The organism is Cupriavidus sp. 01L46 (assembly GCF_056399905.1).
In genome coordinates this window covers 20,820-42,310 of record NZ_JBFTSF010000021.1, presented here as the reverse complement: position 1 = coordinate 42,310, position 21,491 = coordinate 20,820, and the positions used below count along the sequence as shown (strand labels likewise).

General features: G+C 66.6%; 21 protein-coding genes. 13 read left to right on the top strand and 8 right to left on the bottom strand.

Annotation, left to right across the window (positions count from 1 at the left end; translation table 11 throughout):
* Nucleotides 1-446, bottom strand: a 446-nt coding sequence (locus AC1DS3_RS05975; RefSeq protein ID WP_477126839.1) for an AraC family ligand binding domain-containing protein, incomplete at its 3' end; no start/stop codon positions are given.
* 108 nt (nucleotides 447-554) lie between these two features.
* Between AC1DS3_RS05975 and AC1DS3_RS05970 the strand changes: the two genes are divergently transcribed.
* Nucleotides 555-1,811 carry an MFS transporter gene (locus AC1DS3_RS05970; protein ID WP_441640189.1) on the top strand — a complete coding sequence of 419 codons (1,257 nt, stop codon included), beginning with the start codon at nucleotides 555-557 and terminating at the stop codon, nucleotides 1,809-1,811.
* 117 nt (nucleotides 1,812-1,928) lie between these two features.
* Here AC1DS3_RS05970 and AC1DS3_RS05965 read toward each other — a convergent pair whose 3' ends face one another.
* Together AC1DS3_RS05965 and AC1DS3_RS05960 are read right to left on the bottom strand one after the other, a co-directional pair.
* Nucleotides 1,929-3,248, bottom strand: coding sequence for a M20/M25/M40 family metallo-hydrolase (locus tag AC1DS3_RS05965; RefSeq protein WP_477126838.1), 1,320 nt, complete (start codon nucleotides 3,246-3,248; stop codon nucleotides 1,929-1,931).
* Between the two features lie 125 nt (nucleotides 3,249-3,373).
* On the bottom strand, nucleotides 3,374-3,958 hold the full coding sequence (locus AC1DS3_RS05960) for a MarR family winged helix-turn-helix transcriptional regulator (RefSeq protein ID WP_441640187.1): 585 nt from the start codon (nucleotides 3,956-3,958) through the stop codon (nucleotides 3,374-3,376).
* A 121-nt stretch (nucleotides 3,959-4,079) separates the two neighbouring features.
* Here AC1DS3_RS05960 and AC1DS3_RS05955 point away from each other — a divergent pair, with 121 nt between their 5' ends.
* The 3 genes from AC1DS3_RS05955 (at nucleotide 4,080) to AC1DS3_RS05945 (ending at nucleotide 6,549) form a co-directional block, all read left to right on the top strand.
* The gene (locus AC1DS3_RS05955) at nucleotides 4,080-5,081 is read left to right on the top strand and encodes an EamA family transporter (protein ID WP_441640186.1); all 1,002 of its coding nucleotides are present in this window, start codon (nucleotides 4,080-4,082) and stop codon (nucleotides 5,079-5,081) included.
* A 49-nt stretch (nucleotides 5,082-5,130) separates the two neighbouring features.
* Nucleotides 5,131-5,421: a hypothetical protein gene (locus AC1DS3_RS05950; RefSeq protein ID WP_441640193.1), complete on the top strand. Its 291-nt coding sequence runs from the start codon at nucleotides 5,131-5,133 to the stop codon at nucleotides 5,419-5,421.
* A gap of 126 nt (nucleotides 5,422-5,547) precedes the next feature.
* Nucleotides 5,548-6,549, top strand: coding sequence for a Bug family tripartite tricarboxylate transporter substrate binding protein (locus AC1DS3_RS05945; RefSeq protein WP_441640185.1), 1,002 nt, complete (start codon nucleotides 5,548-5,550; stop codon nucleotides 6,547-6,549).
* 42 nt (nucleotides 6,550-6,591) lie between these two features.
* Here AC1DS3_RS05945 and AC1DS3_RS05940 read toward each other — a convergent pair whose 3' ends face one another.
* Entirely contained in the window at nucleotides 6,592-7,284 is a 693-nt protein-coding gene (locus AC1DS3_RS05940) for a response regulator transcription factor (RefSeq protein WP_441640184.1), read from the bottom strand.
* Between the two features lie 232 nt (nucleotides 7,285-7,516).
* On the opposite strand from AC1DS3_RS05940, the gene AC1DS3_RS05935 reads away from it, so the two are divergent.
* Both AC1DS3_RS05935 and AC1DS3_RS05930 read left to right on the top strand, forming a co-directional pair.
* A complete protein-coding gene (locus AC1DS3_RS05935) occupies nucleotides 7,517-8,215 on the top strand; it encodes a response regulator transcription factor (RefSeq protein ID WP_441640183.1) in 699 nt (232 codons plus the stop codon).
* Nucleotides 8,212-9,102: an ATP-binding protein gene (locus AC1DS3_RS05930; RefSeq protein WP_441640182.1), complete on the top strand. Its 891-nt coding sequence runs from the start codon at nucleotides 8,212-8,214 to the stop codon at nucleotides 9,100-9,102. The genes AC1DS3_RS05935 and AC1DS3_RS05930 overlap by 4 nt, the downstream gene beginning before the upstream one ends.
* A 92-nt stretch (nucleotides 9,103-9,194) precedes the next feature.
* On the opposite strand, the gene AC1DS3_RS05925 is transcribed toward AC1DS3_RS05930, so the two are convergent.
* The 4 genes from AC1DS3_RS05925 to minC all read right to left on the bottom strand — a co-directional run bounded on the left by AC1DS3_RS05925 (nucleotide 9,195) and on the right by minC (nucleotide 12,610).
* Nucleotides 9,195-10,295: a porin gene (locus tag AC1DS3_RS05925; RefSeq protein WP_441640181.1), complete on the bottom strand. Its 1,101-nt coding sequence runs from the start codon at nucleotides 10,293-10,295 to the stop codon at nucleotides 9,195-9,197.
* Nucleotides 10,296-10,646: 351 nt separating this feature from the next.
* Nucleotides 10,647-10,901 carry a cell division topological specificity factor MinE gene (gene minE / locus AC1DS3_RS05920; RefSeq protein WP_006164360.1) on the bottom strand — a complete coding sequence of 85 codons (255 nt, stop codon included), beginning with the start codon at nucleotides 10,899-10,901 and terminating at the stop codon, nucleotides 10,647-10,649.
* Between the two features lie 15 nt (nucleotides 10,902-10,916).
* Nucleotides 10,917-11,732 (bottom strand): septum site-determining protein MinD, encoded by an 816-nt coding sequence (gene minD, locus AC1DS3_RS05915; RefSeq protein WP_043342744.1) that lies wholly within the window; start codon nucleotides 11,730-11,732, stop codon nucleotides 10,917-10,919.
* A 62-nt stretch (nucleotides 11,733-11,794) separates the two neighbouring features.
* Nucleotides 11,795-12,610: a septum site-determining protein MinC gene (minC, locus tag AC1DS3_RS05910; protein WP_477126837.1), complete on the bottom strand. Its 816-nt coding sequence runs from the start codon at nucleotides 12,608-12,610 to the stop codon at nucleotides 11,795-11,797.
* Between the two features lie 144 nt (nucleotides 12,611-12,754).
* Between minC and AC1DS3_RS05905 the strand changes: the two genes are divergently transcribed.
* The 7 genes from AC1DS3_RS05905 (at nucleotide 12,755) to kdpC (ending at nucleotide 21,382) form a co-directional block, all read left to right on the top strand.
* On the top strand, nucleotides 12,755-13,726 hold the full coding sequence (locus AC1DS3_RS05905; protein ID WP_441640179.1) for a magnesium and cobalt transport protein CorA: 972 nt from the start codon (nucleotides 12,755-12,757) through the stop codon (nucleotides 13,724-13,726).
* A gap of 284 nt (nucleotides 13,727-14,010) precedes the next feature.
* Nucleotides 14,011-16,098: a hypothetical protein gene (locus AC1DS3_RS05900; protein ID WP_441640178.1), complete on the top strand. Its 2,088-nt coding sequence runs from the start codon at nucleotides 14,011-14,013 to the stop codon at nucleotides 16,096-16,098.
* Between the two features lie 301 nt (nucleotides 16,099-16,399).
* On the top strand, nucleotides 16,400-16,567 hold the full coding sequence (locus tag AC1DS3_RS05895) for a hypothetical protein (RefSeq protein ID WP_477126836.1): 168 nt from the start codon (nucleotides 16,400-16,402) through the stop codon (nucleotides 16,565-16,567).
* Complete coding sequence (kdpF, locus tag AC1DS3_RS05890) at nucleotides 16,567-16,656, top strand: K(+)-transporting ATPase subunit F (RefSeq protein WP_006164365.1); 90 nt, start codon at nucleotides 16,567-16,569, stop codon at nucleotides 16,654-16,656. The genes AC1DS3_RS05895 and kdpF overlap by 1 nt, the downstream gene beginning before the upstream one ends.
* Entirely contained in the window at nucleotides 16,656-18,476 is a 1,821-nt protein-coding gene (gene kdpA, locus AC1DS3_RS05885; RefSeq protein ID WP_477126835.1) for a potassium-transporting ATPase subunit KdpA, read from the top strand. Before kdpF ends, kdpA begins: the two co-directional genes overlap by 1 nt.
* 11 nt (nucleotides 18,477-18,487) lie before the next feature.
* The gene (gene kdpB, locus AC1DS3_RS05880) at nucleotides 18,488-20,707 is read left to right on the top strand and encodes a potassium-transporting ATPase subunit KdpB (protein WP_441640175.1); all 2,220 of its coding nucleotides are present in this window, start codon (nucleotides 18,488-18,490) and stop codon (nucleotides 20,705-20,707) included.
* 57 nt (nucleotides 20,708-20,764) lie between these two features.
* Nucleotides 20,765-21,382: a potassium-transporting ATPase subunit KdpC gene (gene kdpC / locus AC1DS3_RS05875; protein ID WP_441640174.1), complete on the top strand. Its 618-nt coding sequence runs from the start codon at nucleotides 20,765-20,767 to the stop codon at nucleotides 21,380-21,382.
* Nucleotides 21,383-21,491: the final 109 nt, after the last annotated feature.

Sequence of the window (21,491 nt, the reverse complement as noted above, 5' to 3'; positions counted from 1 at the left end):
ATCGCGGCGAGGATCAGTTCGCGCAGCAGTGGCGTGATGCCCAGCACGGTGCAGCGGGTGGGCAGGTTGTCGGCGGCGTCCGGCCGGATGTAGGCGGTGCGCATGCGCACGTGCCCGACCATGCGGATCCAGTGCACCATGCCCCMAGGCATCCACATGCCGCGCGTCGGGGGCACGATCCATTGCCCTTCGGCGGTGGCGACCACCATCACGCCATGCACCGCGTGCACCAGTTGCGCATTGGGATGCTGGTGCGGCTTGGTAACGTGGCCGGGCACATAGTCGGCGGCCATGGCCGTGACCGGCATGGCGCTGCGGTCGTACTGCAGGTAGGCGGGCGACTTGGAGTAGCTGTCGGCGCGGTGGATGGCGGGCGGGGAGGAGCGTGTTGTGGGCGCGGTGTTTTCGGCGCTTCGCTGTGCGATCGGGCTGGGGAGGCGGGGCATGTCCTTTTCTCCAAGGTTCTGGCCCTATTCTCGCAGGACAGGCGGGATCGTGCCATTTAGGATGAGCGCCAGGATTCCCCCATTGCCTTTTCAGCCCCCGTTTCCATCATGAGCAGCCGTATCGAAACCGCGCCCGGCGGCGCGAATGCCTCGCCACAAGGCTTGGCCCAGACTCCCACGACCGCGCAGGCCACCGAGCGGACCGGCTTCCGGGTGCTGGGGGCGATCAGTTTTTCGCACTTCCTCAACGACATGATCCAGTCGCTGATCCTGGCCATCTATCCGATGCTCAAGGGCGGCTTCAACCTCAGCTTTACCCAGATCGGGCTGCTGACCCTGACGTACCAGATCACCGCTTCGCTGCTGCAGCCGGTGGTGGGCCTGTACACCGACAAGCATCCCAAGCCGCAGTCGCTGTCGATCGGCATGGGGTTCACGTTGTGCGGCTTGCTCATGCTGTCGGTGGCGCCTACCTATGGCGTGCTGCTGGTGGCCGCCGCGCTGGTGGGCACCGGATCGTCGATCTTCCATCCGGAGTCGTCGCGCGTGGCGCGCATGGCGTCGGGCGGGCAGCACGGGCTGGCGCAGTCGATCTTCCAGGTTGGCGGCAACGCGGGCAGCGCGACCGGGCCGTTGCTGGCGGCGTGGATCGTGCATCAGCAGAGCAGCGTGGCGTGGTTCTCGCTGGCGGCGCTGCTGGCGATTGCCGTGCTGTGGCAGATCGGCGGCTGGTATGGCCGTGAACTGGCGCACACCACGCGCAAGCGCAAGGCTGTCGCTGCCGCCGCGCCGCTGCCGCGCAGCACCGTGGTGCGGGCCATGGTGGTGCTGATGGCGCTGGTGTTCTCCAAGTATTTCTACATGGCGAGCTTGAACACGTATTACACCTTCTACCTGATGGAGCGCTTTGGCCTGTCGCGGGAGAGCTCACAGCTCTACCTGTTCGTGTTCCTGTTCGCGGTGGCGGCCGGCACCATCCTGGGTGGCCCGATCGGCGACCGCATCGGCCGCAAGCGCGTGATCTGGGCGTCGATCCTGGGCGTGGCGCCGTTCACGCTGATGCTGCCGCATGCCAACCTGTTCTGGACTGGCGTGCTGTCGTTCATCATCGGCTTTATCCTGGCCTCGGCGTTCTCGGCCATCCTGGTGTTCGCGCAGGAGCTGATTCCGGGCAAGGTGGGCATGGTGTCGGGCTTGTTCTTCGGCTTTGCGTTCGGCATGGGCGGCATCGGCGCCGCGGTGCTGGGCAAGCTGGCCGATGCGCACGGCATCCAATCGGTCTACCAGCTGTGCGCGTTCTTGCCGTTGCTGGGGCTGCTGGCTATTTTCCTGCCGGACCTGGGCGGGCGAAAAAAGCTGCCCTGAGCCTGCGCGCAGCGGCTCGCGACGATATCGGTGTTCAATGCCATGCACCGTCGCGGTGCTCACGCGCACATTGCAGCAACCCCACGCGGTGCCTGGCGTACCTGCGGGGCTGCCCTATCAGCGCCCGGTCTTGTCCTGCGACACGTCCATGATCATGCGTGTGAGCAGGTACAGGCGCGGCGTGACCGAGTTGAGGTCGACGTATTCCGCGTCGTTGGAGTGCGCGCCAAAGCCGCGCAGGCCGAAGCGCTCGATCACGGGCGCCTTGGTGGCGGCCGCGGCGAAGGCCGCATCGGTGCCGCCGCCTTCGGCTGTGTCGTACACGGCCAGCTTCTCGCCGATCTCCGCATACACGCCTTGCGCATGCGCGGCCAGCTTGCGCGCGGCGTCGGTGACTTCCAGCGGCGGCCGGCGACGTTCGAATTTGACCTCGACTTTGGTATCGGGAATCAGTTGCTTCTTCACGCGCTCTTGCAGCGTGCGCTCCAGGTTGTCGTAGTCGGCGGTGCGCAGCACGCGCACGTCGGCCTGGGCCGTGGCGGTGGCCGGGATCACGTTGCGGTTGGTGCCGGCCGAGGAGATCGTCCAGTTSACCTTGAGTCCGGTSTCSKGGTTGGACAGGTCGCGCATCTGCAGGATCTGGTGCGATAGTTCATACAGCGCGTTGCGGCCGTTCTCGGGCGAGCTGCCGGCGTGCGAGGCCTTGCCATGCACGGTCAGCGAGATGGCGCCGATGCCGCTGGTGGCTAGCGACAGGCGGTCGCCGGTCACGCGCGTGGCTTCGCAGGAGAACACCGCGTCTTGCTGGCTGCCCATCTTGGTCAGCATGGCGCGCGCGCCCGGCGAGCTGATTTCCTCATCGCCGTTGATCAGCACGGTCAGCGTGCCGTAGTCCTTGAAGCCCATCTTCTGCAGGATGGCCACCGTATGCAGGATCACCGCCACGCCGTTCTTGTCGTCGGCGATGCCCAGGCCGTAGGCGCGCTCGCCGTCGATGCGGAACGGCTGCTGCGCCAGCATGCCGCGCAGGTAGACCGTATCCATATGGCCGATCAGCATGATGTTGCGCTTGCCCGTGCCCTTGAACTGCGCCATCACCATCTTGCCCACTTGCTTGGGCGTGTCTTCCATGCGGTAGACCTCGGTGGGCTCGATCAGCTGCGCGTCGCCGCCCATCGCGGCCAGGCGGTCGCGGATCAGCGTGGCGATGCGGTCCAGCCCTTCGATGTCCTTGCTGCCGGACTCGATCGAGACCAGGTCCTTGAGGGTGGCGATCAGCGCCGGCTTTTCTTGCTGAGACAGCTGGTAGGCGGGCTCCACCGGCGCCGCTTGCGCGGCAGCGGCGCAGAGCAGGGCGACGAGCGCGGCCGCCGCCTTCAAGGACGCACGGCGGCGGTGGGCAAGCGCGCTGGCGCGCGGGCTAAGGTTCAAGCGCATGTGGGGGGCTCCGTGATGCAGTGAGGAAAAAGGCAGTGGGGGGGAAACAGATAAAAGGCAGGACGGATCGCAGGGTTCGTGCCAGGCGTGGCGCGTGCGTTGCTGCGATGCGCCTGTCTGCCGCGTCATTCGCCGGCGGCCTCGAAGCCCTGCAGCCAGCGCCGCAACAGGCTTGCCAGCTGCTTGCGCTCGGCGGCCGAGAGCCGCTCCAGCAAGCGATGCTCATTGGCCACGTGCACTTCCAGCGCGTGGTCGATGCGCACGCGGCCCGGCTGGGTCAGCTCGATCAGCAGCCCGCGCCGGTCATCCGGGTTGGGGCTGCGGCGCACCAGCCCGGCGCGCTCCAGATGGTCGATCCGGTTGGTCATGGTGCCCGAGGTGATCATCAGCGAATCGATCAGCGCGCCCGGCGACAGCGCATAAGGCGGGCCGGAGCGGCGCAGCGTGGCCAGCACGTCGAACTCCCAGGTATTCAGGCCGGTCGGCGCCAGCGCGGACTCCACCGCGCGATCGGTGTGGCGCGCCAGGCGCCAGACCCGGCCGATGATGCCCATCGGCGCGGCGTCCAGGTCCGGGCGTTCGCGCGCCCACTGGGCCAGGATATGGTCGACGCGATCGCCCCCGTCCCCGCCTTCGTGTGCCTCGTCGTTGCCGGCTTTCGGGGAGGGCGCCGTCGCGCTGCTTGCCTTGGGTTTGCCGCGGGTGGCCATGGTGGGCTGCTGTTGATCCTGGTTGACGAGAATCTTGACATCAAGGCTTTCAGTTCGTAAAGTGGATTTTTATATCTTGATATCAAGAATATTGGCTTGAAGAAAATGGAGCCATGACGACATGAAGCCCGATCCCCAGCCCGCCTCGCCAACGCTGCTCGCAGCGCGCCCATCCTCGCCGTCTTCCACGCCTGCCCCGCAGGTTCAGGTACGCACGGCGGATGTCCTGCTGACCGCTTCGGCACCCCTGATCTGGGGCAGCACCTACCTGGTCACCAGCCAGTGGCTGCCGCCGGGACAGCCGCTGCTGTCCGGCGTGATCCGCGCGCTGCCGGCCGGCCTGGCGATGCTGGCGTGGGGCCGGCAACTGCCGCGTGGCGGTTGGTGGTGGAAGGCGGCGGTGCTGGGCGTGCTCAATATTGGCCTGTTCCAGGCCATGCTGTTTATCGCCGCCTACCGGCTGCCAGGCGGCGTCGCGGCCACCGTGGGCGCAATCCAGCCGTTGCTGGTGGTGCTGCTGGCGTGGCTGCTGCTGGGCGCGCGGCCGCATCTGGCTACGTGGCTGGCCGGGCTGGGCGGCATCGGTGGCGTGGCCTTGCTGGTGCTGGGGCCCGCCGCGCGGCTGGACGCCGTGGGCGTGGCGGCCGCGGCGGCCGGCGCGGTGTCCATGGCGCTGGGCACGGTGCTCGCCAAACGCTGGCGAGCGCCAGTCTCGCCGCTGGTGCTCACCGCGTGGCAGCTCACCGCGGGCGCCTTGTTCCTGCTGCCCTTCGCGCTGGCCTTCGAGACGCTGCCGGCGCGGCTGACGCTGCCCAACGTGCTTGGCTACCTGTGGCTGTGCGTGGCCGGTGCCGGCGTGAGCTATGCGTTCTGGTTCCGTGGCATCGGCCGCTTGCCGACCGCGGCGGTGTCCGCGCTGGGCTTGCTCAGCCCCGTTAGCGCAACCGTGCTGGGCTTCCTGGTGCTCGGCCAGATCCTGAGCCCGGCGCAGATGGCCGGCGCACTGCTGGTGCTGGCCAGCGTGTGGCTCGGGCAGCGCGCGCCGAAGGCGGCGCAGGCCGCTGCCGGAGGCTCTGGGGCATCAGGTAAGGCGCATCCGCCGTTGGCGCCGCGGCAAGGGTGAACGCAAGGGTGAACGACCAGGGTGAATGGCGCGCCGTTTTTGCGGCATCATGGCGGGCATGACGTCCGCCGTACCTTCCCCCACCCCCACCCGGCCCGCTTGCGATCACTGTCTGGCGCTAGCGGCGGATTCCCGCCGGCGCGAGCCACATGAGCGGCTTGTGCTCAAGCACACCGCGCCGCTGGTCAGCCAGAGCGCTGCTGGCGTGCCGTTCAGCATGCTCACGTTCACGTGCCGCGAGTGCGGCACCGTATGGCGGCTCTATGACCGCGCCAACGAGCTCTTTGTCTCGTGGGTGCCGGACCGTGCGCTGGGCCGCGGCGCCGATCGGATAAAATAGCGCCTGTTTCCTGCCTGCGTGCTGTCGGTCCAGCGCCCGGTTCCGGGCCGCCCGGCGGCGCCAGCACGGCCAGTTTCGTTGTTCCGTTGTTCCGTCTTCCAACCGTTGTCCTCGTCGTCCCCCGCCATGTCCGCTTCCCACCGAATTCCCCTGCTGGCTGCTGCTTCCGTGTTTGCGGCCCTGACGTGCCCGCTCGCCAGCGCTGCTGACGCCGCTGGCACGGCTGGTGCGTATCCCGCGCGCCCGATCCGGCTGATCGTGGCCTATCCCACCGGCGGCATCAGCGATACCGTGGCGCGCGCGCTCGGCGAGCGCCTGTCGGCCCAGATGGGCGCCTCGGTGGTGGTGGAAAACAAGGCGGGCGCGGGTGGCAGCATCGGCATCGACGCCGTGGCCAAGGCCGCGCCGGACGGCTACACGCTGGGCTTTGCCTCGACCAGCCCGCTCACGCTCAACCCGCACGTAGGCCGCGTCAACTACGATCCGCAGCGCGACATCGCGCCGGTCATGAGCGTGATGTACTCGCCGGTGCTGGTGATCGCCACGTCGAGCTTCGGCGGCAAGTCGTTCCAGGATCTGCTGGCGCAAGCCAAGGCCAAGCCCGGTTCGGTACGCTGGGCCACGTCGGGCCTGGGCACGGTGGGCCATGTCATGCTGGAACAGGTCAAGTCGAAGGCCAAGGCCGACCTGACCCTGATCCCTTACAAGGGCGCGGGCCAGCAGATGAACGACGCCCTCGGCGGCCAGTTCGAGGTGATGAGCACCAACGCCAGCCCCATGCTGACCCAGCACATGCAAGCCGGCCGGCTGCGCGCGCTGGCGGTGGGCGCACCCAAGCGCATCGAGTCGCTGCCCAATGTGCCGACCTTTGCCGAGCTGGGCTACCCTAAGGCCAACCTCACTTCCACCTTCGGCATCTTCGCGCCCGCGCACACGCCCGTGGCCATCATCACCAGGCTGAATGCCGAACTGAACAAGGCCCTGCAAGAGCCCGAGGTGCGCGAGCGCCTGCTCAAGGGCGGCGAAGTCCCCACCGGCGGTACCGCCGCGCAATTCGCCAAGGCCATCCATGCGGAATACGACGACAACGCCCGCATCGTGAAGGAAGCGGGCATCAAGGCGGACTGACGGGGCAGGGCGGGCGACAGCACGGGTGATCGAGCAGCCGCATCACGGCTGCTCGATCAGGTCCAGCCGGCAGCCGGTGGCATACACCGACGACAGGCGCACGCCGTTGCGCGGCTCCAGCGCCAGCTTGGTGCGCACGCGCGACAGGTGGCTGTCCACCGTGCGCGATGCCGGCGGCATGCTGCGGCGCCAGACCGATTCCTCGATGGTCTGGCGCAGCAACAACTGGCCGGCATGGCGAAACAGCAAGACCGCCAGCTCGTACTCCTTGGGCGCTAGCTTGACCAGGCGGCCGTTGACGAAAGCGCGCCGCTCGGCCAGCACAAAGCGGTACGCACCCAGCTCGAGGTCGCCGCAGGCCTGCGCTACCGGCGCCATGCGCCGCAGCAGCGCGTCGACGCGCGCGGCCAGCTCGGCGTGGCGCACCGGCGGCGGCAGGAAGGCATCCGCGCCATGGGCGAAGCACCGGGCGATATGGTCGTCGTCGTTGTGCTGGCTCAGCAGCATCACCGGCAGCGCATCGCCTAGGGTACGGCGTATCCACAGCAAGACGTCGCGCGCCGGGATGCCGGGAACCTCCCAGGCCATCAGCAGCAGCGCGTATGGCTCGTTGCGCAGCGCCTGCATCAGCGCGCCCCCTTCGCGAAAGCGCACCGCCTCATGGCCGCTGAGCCTGAGCGTCTGCTCCAGCAGGACGGCTCGCGCCGGGTTGTCCTCCAGTACTGCGACTCGCATGAACTCTCTCCTCGTGCGCGGCATTGCCAGGGCATCTTAGCGTCGCGGCCTGCGTGGCGGATCGTTAATCGAGGCTGCCGCCGCAGATTGCGAAATTTCTCATACGAAAGATTTCTCTCGCGGCTTCTAATGACGGATAGCCCCGCATCGTCGGGTCACTCCCTGGCGCCGGCGGCGCCAATTACCGCGAGACCGGCAGGCGTCCAAGCCTTTCCGGCCAAATTGCATGGGTATGAAGATCGCATCACTGGAAGATGAACCCGCAGAGGCGGCCCTGATCCGGCAGATTCTCGGCGAGGCCGGGCATGCCTGCACCACCTTCACGCGCAGCCGCGACCTGCTGCGGCAACTGCGCGAGGAAAACTTCGACCTGCTGCTGCTCGACTGGCAGATGCCGGATCTTTCCGGCAAGGAGGTGCTGACCTGGGTGCGCGCCAACCTGGACCGGCGCGTGCCCGCGATGTTCCTGACCTGCCGCGTGGAAGAAGAAGACATCGTCGATGGCTTCGCCACCGGCGCCGACGACTACATGCTCAAGCCGGTGCGCCGCGGCGAACTGCTGGCGCGCATCCATTCGCTGCTGCGCCGCGCCTATCCGGACCCGGGCAGCGGCGGCGCGCAGGTGGCGCTGGCCGACTATGTCATCGACTGCGCCGCGCGCACGGTGGCGCATCGCGCCCAGCCGCTCAGGCTGACGCCCAAGGAGTTCGACCTGGCCGTGCTGCTGTTTCGCAACGAAGGCCGCATCGTGTCGCGCGACCATATCGTGGCGGCGGTCTGGGGGCGCGAGATCTCGCCGCTGTCGCGCACCATCGATACGCATATGTCGCGTGTGCGCAGCAAGCTTGCCCTGCACCCGGAACACGGGCTGCGCCTGCTGCCGGTCTACACGCATGGCTACCGTCTCGAACTCACCAGCACGGCGCCATGACGGCGTGGCTGCGTTGTGAAATCCTGCGCTGGGTGGCCGGCCTGCGCGCGGCCGCGCGGCACCTGGAGCGTCTCGCTCACAGGATGGGGGCAGGCACGGAGGAGGGCGCGCGCGACAAGCCCGTTGGCATGGCCGCCATCCGCGCCATGCTGCCTGCCGGCGGCGCCATCGATGCGGCGGCCTGCGACAGCGCGGCGCTGGCATCCTGGCAAACCGCCATGCGGGCGTTGTCGCACGATTTGCGCTCGCCGCAGAGTGCCATCCTGGCGCTGGTGCAATTGCACCAGGACGTGCCGTCCGCACGCGCGCACGCGGCATTTGTGGCGCAGACGGCGGGCTATGCGCAGGTGTCGCTGCGGCTCACCGACGACATCGCGCGGCTGTTGCGCGAGCTCGCCCACGGTTACCGCATGGAGATACTGGACCTGACAGCGCTGCTGCGCGAGTCCGCCGACACGCTCTGCCTGCATGCCGCGCCCGCGCCCGAACTCGAGCTGGCTGGCCACAAGGCCTGGATACGGGGCGATACCGCCATGCTGCCCGAAGCCCTGCGCGTGCTGATGGCGCTGGCCATGATGTCCGCCGCCGGGGGCAAGCCGCCGCGGGTGTGCCAGCGGCTCGACGGCCGCCTCTGCCGGATTTCGATCGCCTTCGTGCCTGATGCCGATGCCGATGCCGATGTTGATGCGTGGCAGGACGCGCGTGCCGGGACGCCGGCGATGCAGTTTTGCCGCCGCGTGCTGTTGCGCCATGGCGGCGCGCTCGATGCGGATCGCGCCGCGGATGCCAAAGCCAGGACTGAAGACGGAACTGAAGACGGAACTGAAGACGGAACTGAAGCCGATGGCAGGGTCACCTGGCATCTGCACCTGCCCATGTCGCTCTGAAAAATGCTCTGAACAACAAAAAAGCACCCGAAGGTGCTTTCTTGCAATCAGGCGTTACCCCGCGCGAGCGCGGGGCATGCCGACAAGGGCAATCAGAAAATGTGGCGAATACCGAGTGCCGCACCAGTCTGGTTGTTCTTGCCCGGCAGTTCGGTCTTCGTGCCACCGGTCACCTTGTTGTAGTCCACGGTGCCGTAGACCTGGGTACGCTTGGACAGCGAGTACTCAGCCAGCAGCACGCCGGTGTAACGGTTGCCTTGGTTGTTAGAAACGCCGTTCGCGTTCTTGACGTGATCGCCGTAGAACACGCCAGTCAGAGCCAGTGCCGGGGTTGCCTGGTAGGTCACGCCCAGGTAACCGATGGTGTCCTTGCGCGGGTTCGACGTGAAGTTGCCCGCCGGTACTGCGTTGGCGGTGCCAGCGGCCAGCGCGTCACCATTCAGGCTGGCATCAACGTTACCGGTGCGGTCCTTGCCACCCACGTAACCCAGGAAGATCTTGGCCGGGCCGATGCTGTACTTACCGGCCGCGCCCCACATTTGCTGCTTGTTGCCGTTGGCGTCGCGGACCTCTTGGTACACGCCACCAAAGCCGAACGGGCCAACGGTGTACGCAGCGCGGGTGCCCCAGTATTGCGACGAGGTGATGGAACCAGCCTTCTCGCCAAAGCCGTAGCTGGCGCCTACGTCCAGGCCGCCGAACTTGCCGCCGTAGCTGACTACGTTGTCATTACGGAAGTTCGTCAGGAAGAACGGCCAGGCGTTCGCGGTGTAGTTGCCGATGGTCAGCGGATCGTAGTCGCCGAAGAAGTTAAAGCCTTCGGTGTACTGGCGGCCCAGCTTGATGGTGCCGAAGTCGCCGGCCAGGCCCACATAAGCCTGACGGCCGAAGAGACGGCCGCCCGGATTGGCTGCGCTAGCTTGGTTGGCCCTGCCRGTATCCGGATCGAAGCCGTTTTCCAGCTGGAAGATTGCCTTCAGGTTGTTGCCCAAGGCTTCGCTGCCCTTGATGCCCCAGCGGCTGTTGGTGATGGCGCCGTTGGTCAGCTGATACAGGCTATCGTTGTTGCCATTCGAGTTATTGCTGTAGCGAATGCTCTGATCAACGATACCGTACAGGGTCACGGACGTTTGTGCGTAGGCGCTGCCGGCCAGCAGCGTACCAAGTGCGAGGGTCAGGGCTGATTTCTTCATGTGGCTCCTTTTCTATTCTGTAGTGTCAGCGGTCGGATCGCGATGGCTGACGAGTTTACGTTTCGTGTAAACGCCCGCGAAAATTTAACAAAACAGAAAAGATTTAGACACTAATGCACGCCGTTGGCCGCCTCTAAGCTGGCAATTGGTGCAAAAACGTTGCGACGCCGCGACAAATTTACACAATGGTGCATCGCGAGATGAATCCAGCGTGACTCGCGCACCCCACGGTGTGGGGGATGGTGCCGGCAGCGCGAGCGCGCTCCGGCCACCGAGGCAGGCTAGGCGGGCGTTTCACGGTGAAGCGCCGCCGCTTGAGTGCGGGCCGGAGCGTGCTGGCCCGGCTCAGGGTTATCCCTGTGGGATCTCGATCTTGACCTCGAGCACCTCGAGATTGTCCTGGCGTTCCAGGCTCACGCGCAGATCCTGGTCGCTGATCTTTACGTATTTGGAAATCACCGCGACCAGCTCGCGCTGCAAGGCAGGAAGGTAATCGGCCGGCGCGGAATGGCCGGTGCGTTCATGGGCGAGGATGATCTGCAGCCGCTCCTTGGCAACCGAGGCGGACTTCTTCTTCTCGCCGAGCAGGAAGGACAGAATCGACATGATGGTAGACCCCCCTTACTTATTGCCGAAGATGCGCGAAAGCAGCCCCGGCTTCTGGTAGTCGGTGAAACGCATCGGCTTGTCCTTGCCGAGGAAGCGGTCCACCAGGTCGCCATAGGCGTCGGCCACGTCGGAGCCTTCCAGGTGGATGGCCGGCGTGCCCTGGTTGGACGCATGCAGCACGGCTTCGGATTCCGGCACCACGCCGATCAGCTTGATGCGCAGGATTTCCTGGATGTCGGTGAGCGACAGCATTTCGCCGCCGTGCACGCGCTTCGGGTTGTAGCGCGTGATCAGCAGGTGTTCCTTGATCGGGTCGCCGCCTTCGGCCGCGCGCTTGGTCTTGGACGACAGGATGCCCAGGATGCGGTCCGAGTCGCGCACCGAGGACACCTCGGGGTTGGTCACGACCAGGGCCTCGTCGGCGAAGTACATGGCCAGCAGGGCGCCGGACTCGATGCCCGCGGGCGAGTCGCAGACGATGTACTCGAAGCCCATGTCGACCAGGCCATTGATGACCTTCTCCACGCCTTCCTTGGTGAGCGCGTCTTTATCGCGCGTTTGCGAGGCCGGCAGGATGAACAGGTTTTCGCACTTCTTGTCCTTGATCAGCGCCTGGTTCAGGTTGGCTTCGCCCTGTACCACGTTGACCAGGTCGTACACCACGCGGCGCTCGCAACCCATGATCAGGTCGAGGTTGCGCAGGCCGACGTCGAAGTCGATCACGGCAGTCTTATGGCCACGCAGGGCCAGGCCGGCGGAAAAGCTGGCGCTGGTGGTGGTCTTGCCTACGCCTCCCTTGCCGGAGGTCACAACGATGATTTTTGCCATGGCTCTTGGATCCAGTAATGGTTGAAGCTTGCGCTGCTGTGGTTTGGGCTCTGCGGCGGGTGTTACTTCATCCGGAGCGGTTCGAGAATCAGTTTCTCCCCCGACAGCCGCACCTGGGCCGATTTGCCCAGCACATCGGCGGGCAGCGGCAGTTCGGCGGTGCGGTAGATGCCGGCGATGGAGAGCAGTTCGGGTTCCAGGCAGGTGCAGAAGATGCGCGCCTGCGCGTAGCCCTTGACCCCCGCCAGCGCGCGGCCGCGCAGCGGGGCATAAATATGGATGTTGCCTTCGGCGATGACCTCGGCGCCGTAGCTGACCAGGTCGAGGATCACCACGTCGCCGGCGGCGTAGATCTGCTGGCCGGAGCGCAGCGGCTTGTCGATCAGCATGGTGGGCACGCTGCGCGACGCGGCTTCGGCAATGGCGGCCGCGGCGGCGGCTTCCACTTCGGCGGCCGCAGCCTTTGCCTCGGCCTGGGCCRCAGCCTGGGCGTCGGCCAGGGCTTCGGCCGGGGAGGGGCCTGCCGGCTCGGCCGGCGGGGTTTCGTCCCGGCCGCCGCGCCGGCTCTGGCTGTCGAGCAGCGGCAGGCCAAACGACTCGGCCCAGCCCCGCTGCGCCTCGCGGGCCACCACGCCGATAGCGCGGGCCTTGAGCAGGGCCAGGGTCTCGATCACCGTGTCCAGGGCTACCTGGTCGTCGCCTTCCAGCCGGCGCAGGTCCAGGGCCACCACATCATTGGAGAAGAAATCGGGAGTCGATTCGAAGCGGGACAGGAGATCGTCACGCAGCGCCGCGATGTCGGTGGTCTTGAGAGCGAGGAGGAGGGCGTCGACATTGCCACTGCGCAGCTCGAAGCGTGGCGATTTCTTCTGGGACATAGTCGGTGACCGTGGAAATGGGACATTCTAACTTCGTCTGGGTGCAGAACTGTAACAAATGCCGGATGACCCGAGGCCAGTGCCGGATGCGGCGCGTTGACGGCGCCCTTGTTACGATTGCGCCATCTGAACAATGGAGYAGCCATGGGCGCGATCGTCAATAGTGTGGCCTACCGCAGCGGCAAGCGCGTGGGTGATGTCGCCCTGGACCAGATCAGCGAGGCAATCTCGGTCCCGGGCACCTTTGTCTGGCTGGGCTTGCACGAACCGGACCTGCCGCTGCTGCGCAAGGTGCAGCAGGAGTTTGGCCTGCACGACCTGGCGGTGGAGGATGCCCTTGATGCCCACCAGCGCCCCAAGCTGGAGACCTACGGCGACTCCATCTTCATCGTGCTGAACACCGCACAACTGGTGGACGAGGAAGTGGTGGTGGGCGAGACCCACCTGTTCGTCGGCCCCAACTATGTGGTGTCGGTCCGTCACGGCGTGAGCAGCAGCTACGCGCCGGTGCGCGAGCGCTGCGAGAGCGACGCGCGCGCGCTGGCCAACGGCCCGGGCTACGTGCTCTACGCGCTGATGGATTTCGTGGTGGACCACTACATGCCCATCGTCACCCGGCTCGAGGACGGCTTCGAGCAGCTCGAGCAAGGCATCTTCCGCGACGAGTTCGACCGCGCCGCGATCGAGCACCTGTACCACATCAAGCGCCAGGTGCTGCGCCTGCGCAATGCGGTCTACCCGATCGAGGAGATCTGCGGACAACTGATCCGGTTGCACGAGGACCTGGTCCCCAAGGAGCTGCGCGCGTACTTCCGCGACATCGAGGACCATGCCAGCCGCCTGGTGCGCAGCCTGGACGTGGTGCGCGAGATGCTGACCACCGCGGTGCAGGTGAACCTGGCGCTGGTCACGGTGGGCCAGAACGAAGTGGTCAAGCGCCTGGCCGGCTGGGGCGCCATCCTGGCGATTCCCACCGTGGTGTTCAGCTTGTACGGCATGAACTTCAACTTCATGCCGGAGCTGAAATTCCACTATGCGTATCCGACCGTGATCGGGGTGACCGCGTTGGCCTGCGGCGGGCTCTGGCGCAAGCTGCATAAGTCCGGCTGGATCTGACCTGCGCGGCGCCGCAACCCGGTTGCCACGCCTGCCGCCCCCACGAAGCCCCCGTTAATCCCCACCGATCCTCCCTGCGCAGTCCGGGGCGGGGCGCCATGCCATGTTTATGGGATTCCCACCTGCTGGCCGGCTGCTTAGTCTTGCCCGTGCCGGGGGCCGCAAGACCGCTGCCATCGGCCGGCTAACGAATTACAGGGTCCTGCCGTAAATCATGTTGCCGGCACGGCGCTGGCAAAAAAAGCAGAAGAAACACCGGAATCCATTCTCAGGGGGGAAATCCAATGAAGCTCCAACTTCAGACATTCGGGGTCGCGCTGAGCGGCGCGGCACTGCTGGCGCTGGCCGCCTGCGGTGGCGGCGGCAGCGATAGCACAAGCAGCGGCTCCACCGGCGACAAGCCGGTCCTGGCCGCGGCCGCAGTGACCGGCACGGCCGCCACCGGCGCGGCGCTGGCCAATGCCAATGTGGCCATTACCGACAGCGCGGGCGCGTCCCCCTGCCAGGAAGCCGCGATMACCACCAGCGCGCTGGGCACCTACACCTGTACCCTGAAGACGGGCGAGGTGGCGCCGTTCTTCGTGGTCGTCACCGACCCCACGGGCAACACCGCGCCGCTGGTCAGCGTGAGCACCGTCACGCCGGCTGCCGGCGCCAAGCTCACCATCAACGCCACGCCGCTGACCACGGCCATCGTGGCGCAACTCGCTGCCGACGGCAATCCGCTGACGTTCGTCAGTGGCAAGACGGTGGACACCGCTGCCTTGCAAAAGGTCACCGCCAATGTGGTCGCGCAGCTCGCCAGCGTGCTCGCCGCCATCGGCGCGCCCGCCAGCTACGATCCGTTCTCGACCGCCATCACCGCCGCCACGTCCGCCGGCGTGGGCAATACCGCCGACCAGGTGCTCGATATCGTCAAGGTGGTCACGGATCCGGCCACCGGCAAGCTGGCGCTGGCCACCGTCGACAACCCGACGCCCGTGGCTATCGCCACCGCCACCAGCACGGGCGGCACGCTCAAAGCGCCGCCCGCCGGCGTCGCGGCCCTGCCGCAGGCAGCGCAAGCGGTCGCCAAGGGGCTCTCAGCCTGCTTCGCACTGCCCGTCGCGCAGCGCGTGACGTCCTCCAATGCCAGCCTGAGCGCGTCGCAAGGCGGCCCGGAGGTCAATGGGGTGGCGTCCGCATGCCAGAACATCGCTGCCGACGTCAGCAATGCGGCCGGTGTCGATTTCCTGCACAACGGCTACTACTTCGGGCAATTGCTCTACGGCATCCTGACCAGCGATACCATGACGGGCGCGCAGTTCAGCGTGCCGGAAATCATGGCGTTCTATCCCGCCGCATCGACGGCCTCGGGGCGTGACGAAGCCATCTTCAACATCCGGTACCTTGACGCCAGCGGCAACCCCGGCAACATCATCACCACGGCCCGCGATATCGGGGGCGGCGCGTCCAGCGCGCATCCGTCGACCTGGTGGCTGGTCGGCAACCAGCAGCCGGTCGACGTCACGCTCAAGCTCCAGATCCGGCGCGTCGAGCAGATGAACCCGGGCTTCAACAAGAGCAACAACAACTACAGCCACTTCCAGAGCGGCATCCAGTTCCTGATCAACGCCAAGGGCCCGGGCAGCGTCGTCAACAACGCCCCCCTGAGCTATGCGCGCGTGACCGGGCCCGGCTTGCCGAGCAATGGCATCGTCTATATCGCGCCGGTCCCGGCCGAGGTGGGCCAGACTTACATGGACGTGAGCAACAAGACCGGCACGGTGCCCGTCACCGCCCAGTGCGGCAACGAGTTCAGTCCGCCCTCGCCGTCGTACAACTGCCCGAACTTCTGGTTCTCGCGGACCGCGGGCCTCAGCGGTAGCGCGGCCAGCACCCTGGCGGGCAATCCTGTCAGCCTGGTGTGGGCGCAGGCGGCGGACAACGCCGATGCCTCCAAGGTGGTCAAGGGCGCGAAGTACCGCATCGAGCTGTTCCATGGCACCAACACCACGCCGACCTACAGCTACAACAAGACCCTGTTGAGCGACCTTGTGCCGGCCACCCAAGGGGTGAACCTGCCGTGGAACACGCTGGGCAGCAAGTCGCTGGCCGCGCTGGACCCGTCCAACGCCAGCCTGGCCGGTGCGCAGACGTCGCTGACGGCGGACTGGGTGCAGAACGTCTCCGCCCAGCAGATCGGCAGCGTTGCCGCCACGGTCGACAACAACGGCACCTGGAGTACATCCACGCCGGCGCCCAGGGGCGCGACCTCGATCGTGGTCAACGCGGCGGTGCCGGCCTTCACGGCCACCACCAACCGCGGGCTGCTGTTCGGGTACCGCATGTTGGACAACAGCAACAAGTCGGCGGTCTTTACTTACAACTGACCCTATCACTGGCCATATCACTGATCGTACTAATGACCACATAACCGATGCAACGGATCAGGCGCTCCTGACGCGGCCGGCGCCACAGCCGGCTTCGGCGACCTGCATAGCCCCGCAAGGCCAACAGCCTGCGGGGCTTTTTTTTTAAAAGCTGGCGCCGATGCCTGGCGGCCGCCACGCGCTTTCGCACCGTTTTTACGCGATTTTTATATCTTCTTTACACCCCCGCCTTCCCTCTCTACCCCGTTTTTACCGCTCGATCCCTAATCTGCCATCTGTGAATCACTCACGGTGTGTTGCCATGGACKGGATCTATTTCATTGGTTTGTTGCTGTTTGGTGCGCTGACTGGCGCACTGCTGCTCTTGTGCGCCGCGCTTGCAGGCAAACCGCTGGGCGCGGCCGAGGGGCCAGGCGGAGAAGCCGCCGACGCGCGCCGCAAGGACAGCGCCACCGACAGGAGGCTGTGATGGACTGGGCTGACCTGCTGGGCGGCGTGCTCGCCGTTGCTGTCTTTATCTACCTCCTGATCGCCCTGTTCCGGCCGGAGAAATTCTGATGTCCACCGAATTCCTGGGACTACTGGTCCTCTACCTAGCCATCCTGCTGGCGCTCGCGCCCTTCGTGGGGCGTTATATCCGCCGCGCGATGGAAGACGACCGCTACCTCGCCACGGCCTGGGGCCGCCCGCTTGAGCGCGTTTTGTACCGCGTGGCGGGCGTGCGCGCCAATGCCGAGATGGGCTGGAAGCAATATGCCATCGCGGTCATCGCCTTCAACATGCTGGGCGTGGTGGTGGTTTATGCGCTGCAGCGCATGCAGGCCTGGCTGCCGCTTAACCCGCAAGGCTTCGGCGCGGTGTCGCCGGACTCGGCCTTCAACACCGCCGTGAGCTTCGTCGCCAATACCAACTGGCAGGGCTATGCGGGCGAATCCACCATGAGCTATCTCACGCAGATGCTAGCGCTCACGGTGCAGAACTTCTTCTCGGCGGCCACCGGCATCGCCGTGGTGTTCGCGCTGATCCGCGGTTTTGCGCGCCAGAGCGCGGCCACCATCGGCAACTTCTGGGTCGACATGACGCGCTGCACGCTCTACGTGCTGGTGCCGATCTCCGCCGCGATCGCGCTGGCGCTGGTCAGCCAGGGCGTGATCCAGAACTTCGACAGCTACAAGGAAGTCAGCCTGGTCACGCCGGTCGAGTACAGCCAGCCCAAGGTGGACGCAGCCGGCCAGCCCGTGCTCGACGCCAAGGGCGCGCCGGTGATGGAGGCCATGAAGACCGACAAGCAGACGCTGGCAATGGGCCCGGTGGCTTCGCAGSWWGCCATCAAGATGCTYGGCACCAACGGCGGCGGCTTCTTCAACGCCAACTCGGCGCATCCGTTCGAGAACCCGACCGAGCTTGCCAACCTGATCGAGATGCTGGCCATCTTCCTGATCCCGGCGGCGCTGTGCTTCACCTTCGGCGAGATGGTCAAGGACCGCCGCCAGGGCGTGGCGATCCTGGCGTCGATGGCGGTGATCTTCATCGTGATGGCATGCGTCGCGGCGGCCTCCGAGCAGCAGGCCAACGCCGCGCTGGCGGGTTTGCCGATCGACCATGCGGCCAGCGCGCTGCAGGCCGGCGGCAATATGGAAGGCAAGGAAACGCGCTTCGGCATCGCCGCCACCGCGCTGTTCGCCACCATCACCACGGCGGCGTCGTGCGGCGCGGTCAATGCCATGCACGATTCCTTCACCGCCATCGGCGGGCTGGTGCCGATGCTGCTGATGCAGCTTGGCGAAGTGGTGTTCGGCGGCGTGGGCTCGGGCCTGTACGGCATGCTCGTGTACGCGGTGCTCGCCGTGTTCATCGCGGGCCTGATGATCGGCCGCACGCCGGAGTACCTGGGCAAGAAGATCGAGACCTTTGAGATGAAGATGACCGCGGTGGCGATCCTCGTCACGCCGCTGCTGGTGCTCCTGGGCACGGCGGTGGCGGTGATGGTGGAGCCGGGCCGCGCCGGTGTGTTCAACCCTGGCACGCACGGCTTTTCGGAAATCCTCTATGCGTTCTCGTCGGCTGCCAACAACAACGGCAGCGCCTTCGGCGGCTTGTCCGCCAACACGCCCTTCTACAACGTGGCGCTGGCGGCAGCGATGTGGTTCGGCCGCTTCTGGATCATCGTGCCGATCCTGGCCATGGCGGGCTCGCTGGCGGCCAAGCGCAGGCTGCCGGTGACGGGGGGCACCATGCCCACGCACGGCCCGCTGTTCGTGGTGCTGCTGGTTGGCTCGGTGCTGATGGTGGGCGCGCTCACCTATATCCCGGCGCTGGCGCTGGGCCCGGTGGCGGAGCAGCTGCAGGCGCCRGCGGTCTCGGCGGCTAGCAAGTAATGGAGAAACGCATGCAACAAGAATCCATGGTGACGCGCAGCAAGAACGCCGGCGTGGCACCGGCAAACACTACCCCGGCCACCAGCGTGGTCACGCCGGTCCTGGCCACGCCAAAGAGCGGCGGCCATCATCGCCCGCGCGGCGGCATGTTCGCCCCCGAGCTCGTCAAGCCGGCCCTGCTCGATTCGGTGAAGAAGCTCTCGCCGCGCGACCAGTTGCGCAACCCGGTGATGTTCGTGGTCTATGCGGGCAGCATCCTGACCACGATCGTGTTCTTCCGCGCGCTGTTCTCGCCCGCCACGGCGGGTGGCGAGAGCGCCGGGTTTATCCTGGCCGTGTCGGTGTGGCTGTGGTTCACCGTGCTGTTCGCGAATTTTGCCGAAGCGCTGGCCGAGGGCCGCAGCAAGCAGCAAGCCGAAGCGCTGCGCGGACTCAAGACCACCGTCACCGCCAAGCTGGTCAAGGAAGGCCGGCGCGACTACCGCGCCGCCGGCGCCACCGAGGCGCGCGGCGCTGCCGCGCTGCGCCGCGGCGACGTGGTGCTGGTCGAGGCGGGCGACATGGTGCCCGGCGACGGGGACGTGATCGAAGGCGTGGCCTCGGTGGACGAGAGCGCCATCACCGGCGAATCGGCTCCCGTGATCCGCGAATCCGGTGGCGACTTCTCTTCGGTCACCGGCGGCACGCGCGTGCTGTCCGACTGGATCGTGGTGCGCATCACCACCAATCCGGGCGAGAGCTTCATCGACCGCATGATCACCATGGTGGAAGGCGCCAAGCGCCAGAAGACGCCGAACGAACTGGCGCTGACCATCCTGCTGGTGGGCCTGACCATCGTGCTGCTGCTGGCCACCGCCACGCTGCAGCCGTTCTCGGTGTACAGCGTGTTCGTCGCCAAGGCCGGCATGCCCGTCACCATCACCGTGCTGATCGCGCTGCTGGTGTGCCTGATCCCGACCACCATCGGCGGCTTGCTGTCGGCCATCGGCGTGGCCGGCATGAGCCGCATGATGGAAGCCAACGTGATCGCCACCTCGGGCCGCGCGGTGGAGGCCGCCGGCGACGTGGACGTGCTGCTGCTCGACAAGACCGGCACCATCACGCACGGCAACCGCCAGGCTTCACGCTTTATCGCCGCGCCCGGCGTGTCGGCGCAGCAACTGGCCGAAGCCGCCTGGCTGTCGTCGCTGGCCGATGAAACGCCGGAAGGCCGCAGCATCGTCACGCTGGCGCGCCAGCAGGCCGGTGCCGCCACGCCCGATATCAGCGCGCTGCGCCCGATCTTCGTGCCGTTCACCGCGCAGACCCGCATGAGCGGCGTGGACGCCGGCGGGCGCAGCGTGCGCAAGGGCGCCGCCGATGCCGTGCGCAAGTACGTGACCGAGCGCGCCGGCAAGTTCCCCGATGCCGTGATGCAGGCTGTGGACGACGTGGCCCGCGCCGGCAGCACGCCGCTGGTGGTGGCGGAGTCCAGCACCGATGGCGAGCACGTACGCGTGCTTGGCGTGGTGGAGCTCAAGGACATCGTCAAGGCCGGCATTCGCGAGCGCTTTGGCGAGCTGCGCAAGATGGGCATCAAGACGGTGATGATCACCGGCGACAACCGCCTCACCGCCGCGTCGATCGCAGCGGAAGCCGGCGTCGATGACTTCCTTGCCGAAGCCACCCCCGAAGCCAAGCTCAAGCTGATCCGCGACTACCAGGCCGAAGGCCGCCTGGTGGCGATGACCGGCGACGGCACCAACGACGCACCGGCGCTGGCGCAGGCCGACGTGGCGGTGGCGATGAACAGCGGCACGCAGGCGGCGAAGGAAGCCGGCAACATGGTCGACCTCGACAGCAATCCGACCAAGCTGATCGAGATCGTCGAGATCGGCAAGCAGATGCTGATGACGCGCGGCTCGCTCACCACCTTCAGCGTGGCCAATGATGTGGCGAAGTACTTCGCCATCATCCCGGCAGCGTTCGCCACCACGTACCCGCAGCTCAACCAGCTCAACGTGATGGGCTTGTCGACGCCGGCCTCGGCCATCTTGTCGGCGGTGATCTTCAACGCGCTGATCATCGTGGTGCTGATCCCGCTGGCGCTGCGCGGCGTGGTGTACCGGCCGCTCGGCGCGGCCATCTTGCTGAGGCGCAACCTGCTGGTGTACGGCCTCGGCGGCATCCTGGTGCCCTTTGCCGGCATCAAGGTGATCGACATGATCCTGACCCTGTTCGGCTGGGTCTGAGCGCAGCATCGCACGCATTGCACGCATCGAACGCGCTGAACATAAACGGAGCCATCCATGAATACGCAAGTCCAACCCGCCCAGCCCGCCACGCCCATCCAGGGTGGCCTGCTGCGCCCCATGCTGACGATCTTCGTCGTGCTGTCGGCCGTCACCGGCCTGCTGTACCCCGGCGTGATCACCGGCATCTCGCGCGCCGTGTTCCCGCATGAAGCGGCCGGCTCGCTGATCGTCAAGGATGGCCGTGTCGTCGGCTCGGAACTGATCGGCCAGCCGTTCTCGGATCCCAAGTACTTCTGGGGCCGCTTGTCGGCCACCGCGCCCATGCCGTACAACGCGGCGGCTTCCGGCGGCTCCAATCTCGGCCCGAGCAACCCGGCCCTGACCGATGCCGCGCGCGCCCGTATCGACGCGCTGCACGAGGCGGACCCCGGCAACAAGGCACCCGTGCCGGTGGATCTGGTCACGGCTTCCGGCAGTGGCCTCGATCCGCAGATCAGCCCGGCTGCGGCGCAGTACCAGGCGGCACGCGTGGCCCGGCTGCGTGGCTTGCCGCTGGAGCGCGTAGAGGCGCTGGTGGCGGCCAACACAGAAAAGCCGCTGCTCGCGGTGATGGGGGATCCGGTGGTGAATGTGCTCCAGTTGAACCTGGCGCTGGATGGCGGGAAGCGGTGAAGGGGCTCTCACTCTACCGCGCAGCGCAGCAGGGAGATGCGGCCTTCGCTACGGCTAAGCGTGGCACAATCGTTTTCATCCATCCTCCTCCCGGGCAATGACCCCCACC